Here is a 17624-nt window from a genome sequence, read left to right on the forward strand (position 1 = left end):
CTGGTCACGTTTGAAACTGAGCTAATCAAGAGGTATTTCGGGAAGTGAGGTAAGAGGTGTCTGGATATTCAGTTTAGAACGGGGTTTAGTTGAGTTCTAACAGGGTTTGGAGACAGGTTAGTGTCTTTATGTATCTAGACAGATAAAAGACGACACAGACGATTACAGGGTGTTTGATGGGAACTCAAAATGTCCTAAAGTCAATGACTTACCACTCGATAATAGTAGAAATATTAGTAGACGGAACATATCTGATATGACCATAAAACTACAATAAATAATACAAATCAATGACTTAGATATGAATAAAACAGGAGTATTTCGACGGACCTGGAACCCGTTGGGGAGCACGTGGAGATGGTCAATCTTTGTATCTTTATGATCCCGACCAGAACGTGGTAGAACTGAAGTTTTACTGAGTGATCGGTATAATTTATTTAGATATCCGACAGCGCAGGCCAGAGTGACTGGTGGCCGGCTGCCGTGACCTGATCACCCAGTTGTACAGCCCACACGCTTTCTGATCCGAAGTCATCACGCCAGGACCACAGTCTGCGCGTGTAATGCTGCAAGCTGTATTCGTGTGTGTAGCCCATTGCACCGTGGACCTGATGGGCGATGGCTGCACCGGCACCGGCTGCCTCACCCGAACGCACTTTGGCACTGGCAACGGCGATCCTTGTTCTTGGATCATCCAGCCCGTGTCGCTCTATAGCCCTGACAGCCGCATCAGCAGCCGAGCTGGCCGCTGCAGCTTCACCTGCCAGCATGGCGAGGTTGTGCTGAACTGCCTGGAAACGACCGATTGGGCGACCGAACTGCTGCCGGTCGCCAGCGTACTCAATACACTGGCCCAGAACATGGGCGAGAGCACCTGCGATCTGTTGACTGCGCATTACCGCTCCCATCTGGCTCAGGCGAGCAGATTGGTCAGGCCGACAGTTGATCACCGCAGTGGGTATGCTATTGGTGAATGCGGTATCACCAGCCGACTCCCCGGCCAGATTCTGATGAGGGCTGATATTCAGGCCAGAACAGGGCACCAGTACTGCACACAGGCTATCCCGCTGAGTACATGCCAGGACTGCAAGATGTTCTGACTTGGCGGCGAAAGCGATACGTTTTGCAGAACCGTTCAATCGCTGTTCTGAATCCAGTGTCAGTACCGTTGTGGCGACTGACATCGGGCCGGTGGGACAATTCAGGCCGGCCTCAGCCAGCAACCAGCCGGCCAGCAGAGTTTCGGCCAGTGGGACCGGGGCGGCATGAGCAGCTGCAGCCCGAGCGATCGCAAAACCGTCGGCGAGCGAACCATCGGCACCGCCATACTTTTCAGGCACCCAGGCCAATGACAGGCCAGCGGCCTCAATTGCCGTCCAAAGTTCAACAGGCCAGTCGCCGTCCTCGGCGGTGTTAACGACGGCCGGTGAGCACTGTTCTGTGAACAGTCGGGAACATGTGTCAAGAATCAGGGGGTCGACTGTAGACATCAGGGTGTGTATCCCGAGGTGATGAGCAACAAAAGTTGGCGCTTGAGTACGGAATTTCGCACAATTGGAATTCGACACGCAAATCCTTCTTACGATATGTCGCAGGGTATACAGTTTGACTCCGTCCAGATGCCAGAAGAGGCGGAGGCAATGAGACAGACCGTTCGCGATTTTCTGGCGGCAGAAATCGCCGCTGGAAATTTTGAAGCTGACGGATTCGGTATGACCACGCACTCGCCTGAGTTCAGCCGGCGCTGTGGGGAAGCCGGGTTTATCGGTATGACTTGGCCCACCACCTATGGTGGTCAGGAACGGAGCTTTCTAGAACGGTTCGTGGTAACCGAGGAGATGCTTGCCGTTGGGGCACCGGTCTGGGCACATTGGGTTGCTGACCGACAGAGTGGTCCAGTCCTGATTCGCTACGCCAAAGATGAAGTCAGACAGGACGTATTGCCGAGAATTGTTGCTGGAGAGTGTTATTTCTGCATCGGAATGAGTGAACCGGATGCGGGTTCGGACCTGTTTTCTTTGCGGTCCACAGCAAAGCCGGTAGGGGGTGGTTGGCGGATCAACGGTCGAAAAATCTGGACCAGCAATGCTCACCGGTCGCACTACATGATTGCGTTGCTGCGAACGTCTGCAGCCACGAGCGAGAACCGCCGATATGGTTTGACTCAGTTTCTGATTGCCATGGATTCGCCAGGCATTACCATACGCCCGATCCGCAATCTCACCGGCGCACATGACTTCAACGAAGTAACCTTTGACGACGTTTTTGTACCCGATAGCCATCTCATTGGTGAGGTCGACACGGCCTCCAGTCAGGCTACCAACGAATTAGCTTACGAGCGAAGCGGTCCGGAAAGGTTTCTTGAAACCATCGCCGTGCTTAAGGCCTTGATTCGTGTTGCCGGAAAGAACCCGGACAAGCGATTGTCTGAGGGTATCGGACGACTGGTGGCACAACTGTCGACACTACGACAGATGTCGGTATCTGTTGCTGGCATGCTCAGTGCAGGGAAGGTGCCGCAAGTCGAAGCGGCACTGGTGAAAGATCTCGGGACCAACTGGGAGCAGAGTTTGCCTGGCGAGGCGCGGAATTTGGTAACGAATGATTCAGCCGATCAGGAAGCCTTTGAGGCGTTTGAGGCGGTTCTAGGGCAGGCCATACTGATCGCACCTAAACTGACAATCCAAGGCGGAACCCGGGAAATTCTTCGTGGCATCATCGCCCGTGGTTTGGGCCTGCGCTAGTAAGAAACATCTCACATGGCCAATTTAAAGGCCCTTTTTTGGCCACAATCGATTGTACTGGTTGGTGCGTCGACTGATAAGACGATCATACGTGGCCGGATCGTGGAAGCCATCCAGCGTTATCCTTATACCGGTTCAATCTGCGCAGTCAGTCGATCCCACCAGATGATCGGGAATCTGAAATGTTATGCCTCGGTCGACGAACTGCCCGGTGCGGTCGACCTTGCAATTATCACCATACCTGCCGACTACGTCGCTGGTGTACTGGATGCCTGCGGCAGGAAGGGCATACAGGCCGCTGTCGTGATCAGTTCGGGTTTCGCTGAAGAGAAAGGAGATCGGGGTAGTGCTCGGCAGCGGGCTCTCGGAGAAATCGCCCAGCGTTACGACATGGCCTTGATCGGACCCAACGCAGAAGGCTTTTTTAATTCAGCACACGACCTCGCTGCAACATTCAGCCCGACTGTTTCAGACCTGGACCCAGTGGATCTTCCCCGTGTTGCCGATGCCGATGGTCTTGGCGTGGTCTCTCAAAGCGGCGGCATCGGTTTTTCTTTTTTTCACAGAGGAATACCCAAGGCGCTGCCGTTTAGCTTCGTTGTCACCACGGGTAATGAAGCAACCTTGGATGCTCTCGATGTTGCTGACTATCTGGTCGATGATGTGGGTACTGGTGTGATTTTGATGTTTATCGAGGGCGTCAGGTCACCCAGCAGGCTGGTACCGATAGCAGTGAAGGCGGCGCGTCAGGGAAAACCATTGATCGTTGCAAAAGTCGGTCGCTCACAGGCAGCGGCCGACGCTGTTGCGTCCCATACGGCCTCCCTGGCAGGCTCTCACCAGGCTTACGAAGCGCTGTTTCGACAGTGTGGCGTGATCAATGGTCTGGACAGTGACCATATGATCGATGTCGCGGCTGGATTTAAATTTTTCCGGGATCACCTGCCCAGGGGACATCGGGTCGGCATCCTGACACCATCGGGCGGTGCTGGTGCGTGGTTTGCGGATTTGTGCGAGGCAAACGGTCTCGAAGTGCCCGTACTGGATGAACAAACACGAGGCCGTATTGATCCCCTGCTGCCAGATTACGGAACATCACGAAATCCGGTAGATGTGACAGCCCAGGTGATTTTCTCGGTCGGGTACGCCCCAGTCCTAAAAATCATGGCTGACTCTGACAGCATAGACGCTATTCTGGTGGCCGGTTCACTTGCCCATCCCACCTATATCGAGCGGGATCTCGACGAGTTGGTGACCCTGCGGGAAGAGATAGACAAACCCATCATTTTTTGTGCGTATACCCGTGCTCATCCTCGTGCGGTTGCATTATTGGCACGGGCGGGGTTCCCTTGTCTGACCAGTATGTCTAACAGCGCGCGGACGCTGGCAGCAATGGCTGACTACCACTTATTTCTATCGCTGGATGCACCGGATCTTTACGCAACACCCAGCATAAGGCCATCGATTTCAGGCCCGCCGATGAAACAGCTTTCATACAGTGAGCATGAAGCTAAAGAACATCTATTGGCCTGGGGCATCCCTTGTCTACCGGGAATACTGGTTAATTCAGTGGTCGATGCCATCAATGCCGCCCGGACATTTGATGGGCCTGTGGCGATGAAATTGCAGTCCAGGGAGATACCGCACAAAACAGAAATTGGTGGCGTTGTACTTGATCTTTCTGATGATGAGGCCATCGGCCAGGCATTTGACACGATGATGACAGCGGTGAAACGCAAGGCGCCAACTGCGGATATCCAGGGTATCCGCATCGAGCCCATGGCATCGGCGGGTGAAGAAATGCTCATCGGTGTCACAACAGAACCTGGATTTAGTCCAATACTCACCCTAGGTAGTGGCGGGATCCTGGTCGAGCTGATCAACGACGTGATCAGTCTGCCGGTTCCTTTGACTCTTCGGCAGGCACAACGCATGGTCAAACAACTGCGCAGCTGGCCATTGCTCCAGGGCCTCAGAGGCAGGGCCGAGGCGGACGTGCCGGCACTGTTGGAGCTCATCGTTAAAGTTTCAGATTTTGCTGTAGCCCAGGGGGATGCACTGCGTGCCCTGGACCTTAATCCGGTGATCGTTCATCCTCACGGTAACGGCATTACGATCGCGGATGTGTTGATTGAACCCTCGCAATGAACTGGTTCTTCAAACCGACACCCTGACTTTTTCTGGAGAAAACGCCTGATGACAAACAATGTGGATAACGACATCACAGTCGAATTAGATGGTCACGTGGCAACCGTAGAAATACACCGCCCGCCAAACAATTTTTTTGATTACGAGTTGATCAGTGCGATCGCCGATGCTTACGAGATGCTGGATGCTGACGACGATTGTCGGGCCGTTGTGCTGTGTTCCGAAGGAAAGCATTTTTGTGCGGGGGCAGATTTCTCGGCGCGCGAGTCGTGGGGTCAGGCACAACTCGATACGCAAGCGGGTCAGTTGTATCGTGAGGCTGCCCGGGTCTTCAGTGCCCGGAAACCGGTGATAGCGGCAATACAGGGTGCAGCTGTAGGTGGAGGCCTGGGGCTCGCTTGTTCTGCTGATCACCGGATCACCTGTGCCGAAGCCCGGTTTTCTGCAAACTTTGCGCGGCTGGCATTTCACCAGGGCTTCGGCCTCAGCGTTACGCTACCGCGACTCGTGGGTGAGACTCAGGCCAGCCTGCTTCTACTGACAGGACGACGCGTGAACGGCACTGATGCCGTAACGATCGGTTTAGCTGATCAGCTTGTACCCCAGAATGAGGTGCGCGAAGCTGCACAGGCACTGGCGGCCGAGGTCGCATTGTCCGGTCCCCTCGCGGTTCAGAGCATTCGAGCGACCTTGCGCAGTGGCCTGGCTGATGCAGTCGTTCAGGCAACTGAGCACGAACTGGCGGAACAGAGTCGCTTACGTAAAACCGCTGATTTTCACGAAGGAATCAAAGCCATGGCTGAACGTCGACCCCCAAACTTTACTGGAGAATAACACTCTTTTTTCAACGACCGAAGGTACCGCAATACGGAACTGGCAGCACTATCTCCTCAGTCGTTTTGCCCAACCGCGAGGTCATCAAATGATCCGTAGTTCATCCGATGAAGCCCGGCATAAAGACCGTTCTGGAGGATCAACTGATCGTGACTCCCTTCTTCAACCAGGCGCCCGTGGTGAAGTACTAGAATTCGATCGCACTCTCTCACTGTGGCCAGCCGGTGGGCAATAACAATGGCTGTGCGCCCTCGAAGCAGAACATTCAACGCCTTCTGAATTTTCATCTCGGAGTAACTGTCGACATTGGCAGTCGCTTCGTCGAGTATCAGGATTTTTGTATCAGCCACCAGGGCGCGGGCAAAACTCAGCAACTGGCGTTGTCCCAGCGAAAGATTTCCACCGCGCTGATCCACCATAAACTCGTAGCCGCCCGGGAGACGGGTGATAAATTCATGGGCGCTGACAGCGCGGGCGGCGGCCTCGACATCAGCCAATCCCTTGCCGGTATTTGAATACTGGATGTTCTCGAAAATGGAGCCTGAGAACAGGTAGGGATCCTGCAGCACCATCGCCATATGTGTGCCCAGCGACCTCTGCGACAGGTTGCGTATATCGTGCCCATCAATCAGTACCTGGCCTGACGACACGTCATAAAACCGGCGCAATAACGCGGCGACTGTGGATTTGCCGGATCCAGTGGGTCCGACCAGCGCGATCTTTTCACCGGCTTTGATCGAAAAGCTGATGTCAGTCAGTACAGGGGTATCACTCACGTACGCGAAGTCCACGTGACTGAAATCAATGTGACCCGCACAGGACTTGAGCTCCAGTGCCTCGGGCTTGTCTTTGATTGCTTCAGGAACGTCAAGAACTTCAAGGATCCGCTGGCCCGACACCATTGCCCTTTGCATCATGCTGTATTGAATGGTCAGCGATCGAATGGGATCGAAAAATCTCTGAACGTAGAATAAGAAGGCGACCATGACGCCCAGTGCAAGTTCATCATTTAATACCATGCGGCCTCCAACAACAATGACGATTGCCATCGCGACGCCGGTCAGCGTGTCAACTATAGGAACGTTGACCTGGGCTAGTTTGGCGGCCCGCAGGTGCGCCCGGCGGTTGAGGTCGCACAACTTGGAATATAGGCGGAAATTCACCAACTCGCGAACCATTACTTGTATGGTTTGAATGCCCCGGATCGATTCTGCGAGCGCACCATTCGCCATTGAGTTGGTTTCCCTTGCGCGGCGGAATGCTGCACGGGCATGCGGCAACCAGAAATATCTGACTAACAGCAGCACGGGCATGATGGACAGTGTGAGTGCGCCCAGTTCAACATTGAGCACCAGTAAAGTAATCGTGATCCCCAACAGCAGCGCGAGATCGCCAATTGCAAATACTGAGCTCTCCAGATACTCCTGCAGCGTGCCGGTATCGCTCTGAAGTCGTGACATCACTCGGCCCACTTCGGTTTTGTCCATGAAAGACAAAGCGACCCGCTGGAGGTGGGAAAACATTGCGCGTCGCAGGTCGACAATAACAGTCTCTGCGACACGCCCGACCAGTAGTTCCTGCAGGTAGTTGGCCAGGAAATTCACCAGAATCACGCCGGCGAATACCATAACCACGGTGCCGAGCGTAGTGGTCGCTTCAGTCGTTGGGCTCAAGGTGTGGTCAATGGCATACAGGATGACCAGCGGAATGGCCAGCTGCGTGCAGACGAACACCAGTACAGCCAATAGTGCGAGCACCACTGTCCCTCGGTACGGCCATACAAATGAAAAAAAGCGCCGTATAACACGGCCGTCGAATGCACGGCCGAACATCTCTTCATCGTGGCTGATCTGGGCACCGACTACAGCACGTTCGGGCTGGGCTCCAGATGCAGCCCCCGGGTTCTCGGTTATCAGTCTCATGCTGGCTTTACGCGTTCAGTCAGATGGGGTGACCGGTGTTCATCCCTAAGCTGCAGAGAATGGAGTTCGAAATATCTCCCTTTCAGCGCGAGCAACTGCTCATGGGTGCCGCGCTCAACAATGCAGCCCTCGTCGAGGAAAAGAATCTCATCAGCATGCATGATACTGACGAGACGATGAGAGATGATGATCGTGGTGTGCGTGCCGGCTCGCGCTTTAAGTGCTCGGCGGATGCGCTGTTCCGTGCCTGCGTCTATTGCTGCAGTGGCGTCATCGAAAATAAAGATAGGCGCATCGGTCAGTGTACCGCGGGCGATGGATACTCGCTGTCGCTGTCCGCCTGATAGTGACACGCCGTCCTCACCCACCAGTGTCTGGTAGTTTCGGGGCAGTTCCTCAATAAAACTGTGGATCTGGGCATCTGTACTGGCCTGCACGATTTGATCCATATCTGTCGACGGGTCGCCATAGGCCACGTTATGGTCGACCGATGCCGTGAACAGGAACGAGTCCTGTTGTACGCCACCGATTGTTCGACGAAGTGACGCGATAGACACTTGGGCAATGTCCTGACCATCAATCAAAATTCTGCCGGCCGTGGGATCATAAAAACGAGGAATCAGACGGGCAATGGTGGACTTGCCACTGCCCGGCGGTCCGACAATGCCCAGTGTGCGACCCGATCCAATTTCGAAACTGATGCCAGAAATGATGTTTTCGCCGGATTTACTGAGTGGATACTGGAAATCAACATTTTCAAACCTTACTGCACCTTGGGTGACTTTAAGGCGTGGAAGGCCAGTGTTGGTGTCGACGAGACTCGGTTCGTCGAGTACAGCAAAAAGTCTTGCACCACAGGTCGATGCTCTTGCGTAGGAGTTCACGGTCATACCGATCTGGCGAACCGGCATCTGCAAGATCATCATGAACGCTAGAAATTCTGTAAGCCGGCCGACTGTGATCTGTTCGCTGAGGACCATGTTTCCGCCGACCCACAATACGGCAGTCATCGCGGCATAGAACACCAACCCCATAAAGGTCATATTCCGTACCCTGGCCATCAGCCGCTGAAAAGAAATTTCCAGTACGCCTGCCGAATGGATTTTGAAGCGACCTATTTCATGATCACGAGCGAAAAATGCTCTGACGGTACGAATACCCGTTAGATTTTCTTCCATGAAATTGGTCAGGTAGGTAAGTCTTTCCTGTTGCTTGAGCCATAGATACCGCAACTGTAGCCGGGCGACTGCCGAGCGCACAGCTATCACCGGAACGAAACTGAGTGCAACCAGACCCAGCACAAAATTGGTCGACAGCAATATCACGGCCCCACCAGTCACGAGTACCAGCAGCATCAAGGTCCGGATCAGACCCGTGCTGGGAAAATATCGAATACCCTCAAGGTCGAGCATGCCACGCGTAATCAGGTCGCCAGTATGGGCATGGTCGTGAAAAGACTGGTCCAGCTGCTGCACGCGATTATAGAAACGTTTGCGAAGTTCAGCCGCAAGACAATGATCGACCGATTCTCCAAAATAGTTCTGTACGACCGCAAACAGCCCACGCAGGATACTCAGACCAATGATCATCAGGCCGGCAAATAACAGGGCGTTTTCAATCTCTCCGGATGTTGTCGCCTGCTCCCCGATTAGCCCCTGTGCGTGATCTACGGCCTGCCCGACATAGCGGGGGATGAACAGCAGGAACGATGATGACAGAAGGGTCGCGGCCACTGCAATGGCAACGCGGGCGGGATAATGCAGAACGCTAGCGATGATCCGCGCGAGAATCTCGATGTCTAGTTTTCGTGCGGAGCGAAATTCCTCCGCACGCGAGGGTTGAGCGGTCGGAATTGGCTTCATCCGTTCGCTGCTTTGACTGGTATGTCCACGATACCGACAATTGATCCGAAGCCACGATACTGCCGGGTGGTCAGCATGTTGAGGAACGATTGTTGACGTGCAATCGAAAAGAAAGAATGGTCAAACGGATGAATAGTCGGCAATAAGGCATATAAAATGAGCAGCGCATTATACGGTGTCGGTTCGCTGTTCGGTAGTGATAGCCTTAGTTGCGGGAGTGTTCAAAACGTTGAATGGGTGTGGTTGAAACTATAGGGGCGTAATAGCATGAAGCGTTTTGACCATCTAACCACTCGTGAGCGGAGGCAATCGCTTCAACGCGCGATTGAATCAGCACCAGACCCGGAAGCGATTTCGTTGTTCGCTTATGGATCACTGATTTGGCGACCTTGTTTTGAAGTGCAGTCAAGATGCAAAGCCATACTTCATGGTTATAGACGTGATTTTTGTGTTTTCACGGTCGAAGCACGGGGTGTACCGGATAGCCCTGGTCTCGGTGTGGGGCTTCGCGTTAATTCTGCGTCTTGCGAAGGTGTTCTTCTGCCGCTGCCGAAGGATGGCAGATCTGAGGCTCTGACGTCGATCTGGGAACGAGAAATGCTGACGGCTGTGTATCAGCCACAGTGGGTCAGCGTAGAGGTAGATTCAAAATTTACCACAGCATTGACCTTTGTAGTCGATGAGTCTCATCCGCAGTGTGCGGGTGACCTTTCTGAGGAGACTCAGGCCGCAATGATCAGTTCTGCGGTAGGCGAACTGGGTTCCTGCCGCGATTACCTCGTGAACACGATCGATGCCTTAAGAAAGGCCGGAATCCAAGATCTACCACTGGAGGGACTGCTGAGACGCGTCAATCTCCAAACCTCCGGATAAAAGCCTGCCATGCCTTAAGTCTGTTGACAGATTCTGTCAGGTTAAAACGTTCAGGCACGCAGACCAATCAGGACGACGCTGGGAACCACGAGCAGAACAGCAACTGCAACCTTGCGGTTCAGGGCCTCTTCTCGAAACACGAACCGACCCAGGAGTAACGTAAACAACGGTGAACAGGCGACTATTGGACTGACGACGATCAGCCGCCCAGACATCAGTGCTGTATTCATCACCAGTACGGATACAGCATAGATCAGTCCTGTGATGACTAGCCACTTCAGCCCTGCTGTGGATAGTCTGCGGGGATTATGTCGCCGGATTCGAAGATCATTAGCCAGCGCGATTGGGAAGGATACTGTGTAAGCAATCAATGCGACGAAAAATGGGCTGGGCAGCGTTTCAAGACCGATTTTGGCCAGAGCATGGGCCAGGCTTCGAAGCACGGCGGCACCTATAGGCAGCAACAGGGCAATCATCGGCCAGGTTCGACCCGAGTCGCGTTGCCAAGACAAGATAGCGACAGCAAAAACAATTCCAGCTGTCCCGAGTGCGACCTCCCAAGTTAGTGTTTCTGCAAGCAGTACGACACCTAATGCTACGCCAAACAAAGGGGCGGTGGCCGCTAAAGTGCTGGAGATCGTTGGGCCAAGTATCCGGGTACCTGCCATGCCAAGGTTTGCTGAAAGCAGAGGTCGAATCAGCCCAATCGCGGCAAGAAGTGGAAGTACCGGCGAATTCCAGAAGCTAATTTCAAGATAAAACGGCGCTATGAGCCAGTACAAAGCCGTACTCACACCAATCTGGAATAAAGCGGCGGTCTGTGAATCTGTAAAACGCAGGGCAATACGTGAGCACTGATTACCGAATGCAAAAAGCACTGCGGCAAGCAGTGCGAGTACGACGGGGAGCAGCAGGTCAAAGGTGGGGATCACAGTCTACCAGTAGGGACGTTTGGCGCTGCAGTGTACGGCATTGACACGCAGAGCAACCTCGTCGATAAGTTTAGCTGCCTGACGTCCTGCCTGACCGGTTCCACGGCTTCGAGAATTACGGCAACAACAGGCGTTTCTATCCTATACTGGCTTGATACGAATGACGCTGTTCCCTGTTCGTACAGCCACCATGACAGAACCTTTAGTTATCAACAAAGAGCAGGTCGCTCACCGTGCTGACTACGGCGTGCACGAACAGGCCATGCAAGCCTATATCCGTGCTGGTCAGTCGCGTGCATTGGCACTGCCAAACCGCGGCCAGTTGCGATTCTTGGACAATGGTGACCTCCATCCCGATATCAGTTCAGCGGTTCAGAAGTACGGGTTTTATGTCCTGAAAAATCTGGTTTGTTCGGACGAACTCAACGACATCGAGGTCGATGTCTTTAACATCCTTGAGCGTCTACCGACTTCTAAAGGGTCTCCCGTAGACAAACAGGGGCGGTCCGCACTGGGTGTTGACTGTGAGGGAGTGAGCCTGTTCTGGTCCCGACCTCTGGGTGACCCGTTTGGTGGAACTGATCGCGCCGCTGGCCGCCATCCAGTCAAAATGTTGGAACCTGAACCGGTGGCCGATTCACCCGAGCAAACCGTTTATCTGATTTTGGGGGTACTTCAGTTTTCTGACGCTCTTTTGCGTCTGTATGCTCATCCAGATTTGCTTAGGTTGGCCGCATGTCTGAACGGAGAGGATTTCGTGCCATTTAATGAGGCCATGTTCATCAAGCAGCCTGGATTAGGTGCGTCTGTGGCGTGGCATCAAGACGGGGTGACACACTGGGACAGCAAACACTGGGACAGCAGTATTCACGGGTACACTTTTCAAGCTCAACTCTATGGCTGTACTGCGGCCAATGCTGTCTGGTCGGTACCGGGTTCTCATCGTCTAGGCAAAGTCGATATTTCGAGTTGGGCGGCTGATAACGGTTCGGAGAGGCTCCCCGATGCCGTCCCGTACATCTGTGATCCGGGAGACGTCGTGATCCATAACCGTCAACTGGTTCACGGTTCGTTTGCCAATACCAGCCCGGACTGGCGTGTATCCTTCACGCTCGGATATCACCGGCGGTCCAGCGTATTGGGTGTTCAGGGGGGTGGCGTTCACAATGCAACAGCGGTCTATGACGAAGAACGGATTCATAAACGATCGCGAATGATCGGGTATGGGATCGATGCCAGACGGCAAAGGTTTCCAGATGAATCACCCTATACCTACGCCCCTTTTGTGAAGAGCGGTGAGAAGCTGGAATGGAACGAGAGCGTCAAACAAACGATCCATGATTACAATTTACTTGACCTCAGTATTTGACCTATCGGGCCTGTGGCGGATGCCTCGACGTATTCAGCACGCACAATAAGGATTGCGATATGACCATTGTTATTTCTAATATTAAGACAACACCGGTTCTCGTGCCTTTCAGGCGTCCACCAGTGACAGCCAGTGGCGCCATTGGCGAACTACCCCTAGTTCTGCTTGATGTAGAAACTGATGTCGGGCTGACGGGTCACGCCTATCTGTTTGTATTTCTAAAATCGATGTTAAAGCCAACTATGGACTGTGTGGCCGCATTAGCAGAATTGGTGCGGGGTATGAACGCTGATCCCGATCAGGTAGATCCACTTCTGAGACGACAGCTCCGACTGTTGGATATTCACGGGATCCTCGGCCAAGTACTCGCAGGGCTAGACATGGCACTCTGGGATATACGGGCAAAATCTGAAGACCTTCCGTTAGCTAAGGTGTTAGGTGATCCGCGGGATTACGTAAAGACTTATAACAGTTGCGGCCTTTGGCTCGAAAAGGGGGATCCAGAGAAACTCGCAGACCAGGCGCACGAGCTACTTGCTGAAGGTGACTTCAGCGCAGTCAAGCTGCGACTCGGTTATGAGACTTTTAAAGAGGATCTTGCTGTGGTTCGTGCAGTCAAGCGCAGTTGCGGCGACACGGTTGATCTGATGAGCGACTTCAATCAGGGGCTCGATCAAAAAGAAGCGCTTCTTCGCTGTCAGGCACTGGATGGAGAGGGGTTGTACTGGATTGAGGAGCCCGTTCGCTACGACGATTACCATGGGTCGTCTGCACTGGCGGCTGCGGTGGATACTCCGATTCAGACGGGTGAGAACCTGCTCAACCCGCTTGAATTCCAGAAAGCTCTGAAAGCCAAAGCCGCTGACTACTATATGCTAGACGTACAGCGTATTGCCGGGGTTTCAGGCTGGCGTGCAGCCGTCACCCTGCCGGAAGCTGAAAGCATTCCAGTATCTACTCATCTTTTCCCAGAGATCAGCATTCACCTGATGGCCACGACCAACAATGCGCACTGGCTTGAGTATGTCGACTGGGCCAGCCCAATTATTCGTGAGCCTACAGTTGCGTTGGGCGGAAAGGTGCAAGTACCGACGACTGTCGGTAATGGTATCGAATGGAATACAGAAGCCGTCGCGCGTTATCAGGTGGAGTAATGCAGCTGATGTCGTGAGTACCTATTCAGAGCCCTCGACAATTCGAAAATCCCGCACCACACCGTCTGCGAGTTTTTCAAGGGCCGCCTGATACGCATCACTTTGGTAAGTACTCAGCGCGGCATCATAACTGGGGAACTCGACTACCACTGTGCGTTCTGCCACGCCAGCTTCTTTGGCCGTAATTGCGCCTCCTCGAACCAAGAAATTCCCGCCGTTAGCCTTGACTGCCGGCGCTGCCAGCTCCGCATAGGCTGCCAGCTTTGCAGGATCATTGATTTCACGATAAGCACTAATCCAGTATCCTTTAGCCATATTTTCCTCCATTGTGATTGAATGTTGGACGATCTATCGAACAGTCGTTTTCAATTGGAACTGCCAGTCCCGATTATATGCAGCGCGCTGGGATTTTGATAATGCGAATCTATGTGCGACAGCCTAAATCTATAGTTTCGTAGAGTTGGATTCCGACGGGTACCGAATGCGTCAACGTGTAGGCATCTCAATGGTGAGGGCAGTGGCTAGCGCATTGCCGAATCCGTCGATTTGGTCTCGTGTGTTCACGGTAGACAGAAAACCACCCAATTTAGGTGAGAGAATGTATCCGGAATCAAGAAGTCTAAGATGAAGTCGGGTGGTCGCTCCAGCTTCAGCCTCAGTCTGGAAGAATGTTCGGTAGTCAGTCACTTCACGATCATGAAGATGCAAGTGAAACATGCTACCGACCCCGCTTACTTGTCCCTTGAATCCACTCGCAGCAAATGCATTCTCCACGACATGTCTGGCGTAAGTGCCTAGATCTTCCAGGTAATCGTAGGCTTTGGTGTCTAGCATCTCTAGTGTCTTGAGTCCCGCCGCCATCGATACTGGGTTTGCTGTGAATGTTCCACTAGATGAGTTTGGGGGTTTGCCTTGATTATGGCTAAAAACAGACATGGCATCTTCAGTTCCCCCAATGGCTCCAACAGGGAAGCCGCCGCCAATAATCTTGGCAAAAGTTGTGAGGTCTGGGTTGATCCCAAACCTTGACTGTGCACCATGATAGTCAAGACGGAATGCAATGACCTCGTCAGCAATGATCAGCGCACCGAGTTCACGGCTTACGCGATGCAGCATGTCGATAAAATGATCGGCCATCGGTACCAGCCCGCAGGACAACGGTACAGGGTCGATCAGTACGCCAGCCAATCTGTCGCCACAGTCACGCAATAGCCGCTCGCTGGTGTTGCTGTCATTGAGCGGTATGACGATAGTGTCTTCTAAGACGCTCATAGGGGTACCGCGGGTATAGGCTAACGGGGTAGGCGCGTCACCCCAATTATCCGGCGAAGAATCTAAACTGACTTCTGCATAGTCATACATCCCGTGATAGGCACCTTCAATCTTAGCGATGCAGGGTCGGTTCGTCCGCGCCCGCGCTGCTTTGATGGCAAGCATCACAGCTTCTGTCCCACTGTTACAGAAACGGATTTTCTCGACCCGTTTGACTCGGTCTACAATTAATTCGGCGAGCTGAATTTCTAGCTCCGTGGGCATCGAAAAGCAGGTGCCTTTGTGCATAGCCTCAGTGACAGAGCTGAGAATTTCTGGATGTGCATGTCCGTGGATCAGAGAGGCAAAGTTATTCATAAAATCTGTGCGCGTCACACCGTCGGCATCTATTATCGTTGCGCCTTGACCCTCGGTGGCATAGATCGGAAACGGCTGAACCAGCGTTTGTAGCCTTGAAATACCACCTGGGAGAACCTTCTGCGCCCGGGTGAACAGAGCTTGCGACAGCGACGATTGATCAGGCCAGGACATAAGTCCCTACAGTGCCCGTCCGGTCCGGGCGCCATCCACCATGGCATGTCTCAAGTGACGGGGAGCAAAAGCATCCCCAATTAGATGGAGTTCATAGTTGTTTCCTTCACCCAGTTCACGGTGGAGCGCGTCGCGCCCGATACCACTGGAAGAAAGGACCACGGTGTCTGCTTCAATAAAACGTTCTTCATCTGTAAGCACATGCATCAAGCGAACCCCGGAAGTCGTGATCTCGACGGGTGTGTGCAAAGTGGTGATCCTGACACCAGTGCGCAACAAACGTTCGTGCAGGACGGCCCTGACAGTGGTGCCAATGTCTTCGCCCAATGCATACTGACGGGTCACGATCTCAACGTCATACCCCAACTGACTTAAGGTATCAGCAGTTGTAGCACCAGGTGTATACCCGGTTTCATCCAGTATCACGCAGCGCCCCGATGGGTTTGCACTACCACTGAGGATGTCCGAAACCGTAACAACATGAGGTAGGTTGGCACCGGCTAGATTTGGTCTTCTTGGTTCTGCGCCAGTCGCCACAACGACCGCATCGGGTGACAGTGAACAGATCAGGTTAGTCGTGGCATCAGTCTCGAGTCGAATGTCGATCTCAAGGTCCTGTAGCTGATTCTTAAGCCAGGTGACGCACTGCAAGTAGCTTTCCCATCCGGATGCTCGGGCTACTATCTGTATAGCACCGCCCAGTTTATTGTCACGTTCAAGAAGCGTTACCTGGTGCTGTCGGGAGGCTGCAACCCGGGCGGTTTCCATACCTGCCGGCCCCCCACCAATCACCACAATATGCCGAGGTTTTGTAGCTGGCGTAAGATTTCCCCAGGATTGTTCTCTGCCGACAACTGGGTTCTGTACACAGCCAATCGGCAGTCCGAAATACAGCCGGTCAATGCAGCCTTCATTTGAGCCCATGCACACACGAATTTGTTCAGGCTGCTGGTTCCTAGCTTTTGTTGGAAGATCCGGATCAGCGATCAGTGCACGGGTCATGCCGACTAGGTCAGCCGCGCCACTCTTAAGTACCTGTTCAGCCTGAGCCGGGGTCACGATTCGGCCGGTCACAATTACCGGGGTGTTTACGGTAGATCGGATCCGACCAGCCAGAGTGACGAAGGTGCCCAGGCCGTAGTAGGCCGATGGGATGTTCCAACCACGTGAGCGAAAAGTCGAGATCGTACCGCCTGTCACCGTGAAATAGTCGAGTTGCTCTGTACGATCCAGTCGTTGGATGATCTCCAGGAGTTCCTCGGGTGACAGTCCACCCGGCAGTCGATCATCACCGGATACTCGGGCGCCAACGATAAATTCCCGGCCTACAGCGCCACGTATCGCTTCCAGAACATCGAGAGAAAATCGCAGTCGGTTCTCCAGTACACCACCGTAACGGTCACGTCGATGATTGGTTTGAGGACTCCAGAACTGATCCGGCAGCTGGTCGTCGTAAAAGGCAAGATCGGCTCCATCAAAGCCACAATCTTTGAGCGTGGCACATGCTTGAGCGTAATCGGCTGTGATCTGCTCTATTTCACCGATTGTCAGGACATGAGGAATTGCCGGAGACAGTTCACACGACGTAGCTGAAGGGCCCCGACCGAAGATGTCAGCGTGAAGATTGGTTCGACGACCCATTGACGTGACCTGGCTGATAGCCAGTGCGCCGTGTTGCTTGATAGCGTGTGCCGCGTCACGGAGTCCATTTTTAGCACGATCATCCCAAAGGTTCACGTGATTGTTCATAATCGGTGTCAACGGTGAGGCCGCGCCGCTGCCGAACATCATTACCGTGCCACAACCTCCTCGTGCCTTGGCCTCATGGTAGGCAATCAGTTGCGGTGTCGGAATGCCTTCGCTGGCCATGTTCGTGCCATGGCTGGTTGAGACAATACGGTTCGGTGTTTCCGTATGGCCTAACCTAAAAGGTGAGAATAGTTGTGGAAAATGAGAGGCGCTGCTATCTGTCATTTACGCGCT

13 protein-coding genes and 1 pseudogene are annotated in these 17624 nt (G+C 53.4%); 7 read left to right on the forward strand and 7 right to left on the reverse strand.

The genetic code is table 11. The features are described from left to right. Positions 1-323 precede the first annotated feature (323 nt). Positions 324-419, forward strand: a pseudogene (locus MK323_10165) (VOC family virulence protein). Between the two features lie 18 nt (positions 420-437). On the opposite strand, the gene MK323_10170 reads toward MK323_10165, so the two are convergent. Next, a complete protein-coding gene (locus MK323_10170; GenBank protein MCH2482523.1) occupies positions 438-1490 on the reverse strand; it encodes an acyl-CoA/acyl-ACP dehydrogenase in 1053 nt (350 codons plus the stop codon). A 96-nt stretch (positions 1491-1586) separates the two neighbouring features. On the opposite strand from MK323_10170, the gene MK323_10175 reads away from it, so the two are divergent. The 3 genes from MK323_10175 to MK323_10185 are packed head-to-tail and all read left to right on the forward strand — an operon-like array spanning position 1587 to position 5726. Next, the gene (locus tag MK323_10175) at positions 1587-2744 is read left to right on the forward strand and encodes an acyl-CoA dehydrogenase family protein (GenBank protein MCH2482524.1); all 1158 of its coding nucleotides are present in this window, start codon (positions 1587-1589) and stop codon (positions 2742-2744) included. Positions 2745-2759: 15 nt separating this feature from the next. Beyond that, positions 2760-4892 (forward strand): acetate--CoA ligase family protein, encoded by a 2133-nt coding sequence (locus tag MK323_10180; protein ID MCH2482525.1) that lies wholly within the window; start codon positions 2760-2762, stop codon positions 4890-4892. Positions 4893-4940: 48 nt separating this feature from the next. Continuing rightward, positions 4941-5726, forward strand: a complete 786-nt coding sequence (locus tag MK323_10185) for an enoyl-CoA hydratase/isomerase family protein (GenBank protein ID MCH2482526.1) — start codon at positions 4941-4943, stop codon at positions 5724-5726. A 56-nt stretch (positions 5727-5782) separates the two neighbouring features. On the opposite strand, the gene MK323_10190 is transcribed toward MK323_10185, so the two are convergent. Then, on the reverse strand, positions 5783-7648 hold the full coding sequence (locus tag MK323_10190) for an ABC transporter ATP-binding protein/permease (GenBank protein MCH2482527.1): 1866 nt from the start codon (positions 7646-7648) through the stop codon (positions 5783-5785). Continuing rightward, positions 7645-9510, reverse strand: a complete 1866-nt coding sequence (locus tag MK323_10195; GenBank protein ID MCH2482528.1) for an ABC transporter ATP-binding protein/permease — start codon at positions 9508-9510, stop codon at positions 7645-7647. Before MK323_10195 ends, MK323_10190 begins: the two co-directional genes overlap by 4 nt. 267 nt (positions 9511-9777) lie before the next feature. Here MK323_10195 and MK323_10200 point away from each other — a divergent pair, with 267 nt between their 5' ends. Next, entirely contained in the window at positions 9778-10383 is a 606-nt protein-coding gene (locus MK323_10200; GenBank protein ID MCH2482529.1) for a gamma-glutamylcyclotransferase, read from the forward strand. Positions 10384-10433: 50 nt separating this feature from the next. Here the strand turns inward: MK323_10200 and MK323_10205 are convergent, their stop codons facing one another. Continuing rightward, positions 10434-11315 (reverse strand): DMT family transporter, encoded by an 882-nt coding sequence (locus tag MK323_10205; protein ID MCH2482530.1) that lies wholly within the window; start codon positions 11313-11315, stop codon positions 10434-10436. A gap of 160 nt (positions 11316-11475) precedes the next feature. On the opposite strand from MK323_10205, the gene MK323_10210 reads away from it, so the two are divergent. Both MK323_10210 and MK323_10215 read left to right on the forward strand, forming a co-directional pair. After that, positions 11476-12684, forward strand: a complete 1209-nt coding sequence (locus MK323_10210) for a phytanoyl-CoA dioxygenase family protein (protein MCH2482531.1) — start codon at positions 11476-11478, stop codon at positions 12682-12684. 59 nt (positions 12685-12743) lie between these two features. Then, on the forward strand, positions 12744-13838 hold the full coding sequence (locus MK323_10215) for a mandelate racemase (GenBank protein ID MCH2482532.1): 1095 nt from the start codon (positions 12744-12746) through the stop codon (positions 13836-13838). Positions 13839-13859: 21 nt separating this feature from the next. On the opposite strand, the gene MK323_10220 is transcribed toward MK323_10215, so the two are convergent. The 3 genes from MK323_10220 to MK323_10230 all read right to left on the reverse strand — a co-directional run bounded on the left by MK323_10220 (position 13860) and on the right by MK323_10230 (position 17615). After that, positions 13860-14153: a DUF1330 domain-containing protein gene (locus tag MK323_10220; GenBank protein ID MCH2482533.1), complete on the reverse strand. Its 294-nt coding sequence runs from the start codon at positions 14151-14153 to the stop codon at positions 13860-13862. 171 nt (positions 14154-14324) lie between these two features. Continuing rightward, a complete protein-coding gene (locus tag MK323_10225; protein ID MCH2482534.1) occupies positions 14325-15641 on the reverse strand; it encodes an aspartate aminotransferase family protein in 1317 nt (438 codons plus the stop codon). A 6-nt stretch (positions 15642-15647) separates the two neighbouring features. Continuing rightward, on the reverse strand, positions 15648-17615 hold the full coding sequence (locus tag MK323_10230) for an FAD-dependent oxidoreductase (protein ID MCH2482535.1): 1968 nt from the start codon (positions 17613-17615) through the stop codon (positions 15648-15650). Positions 17616-17624 lie beyond the last annotated feature (9 nt).

The organism is Gammaproteobacteria bacterium, assembly GCA_022450155.1.
In the GTDB taxonomy this organism is placed as follows: Bacteria; Pseudomonadota; Gammaproteobacteria; order Arenicellales; family UBA868; genus REDSEA-S09-B13.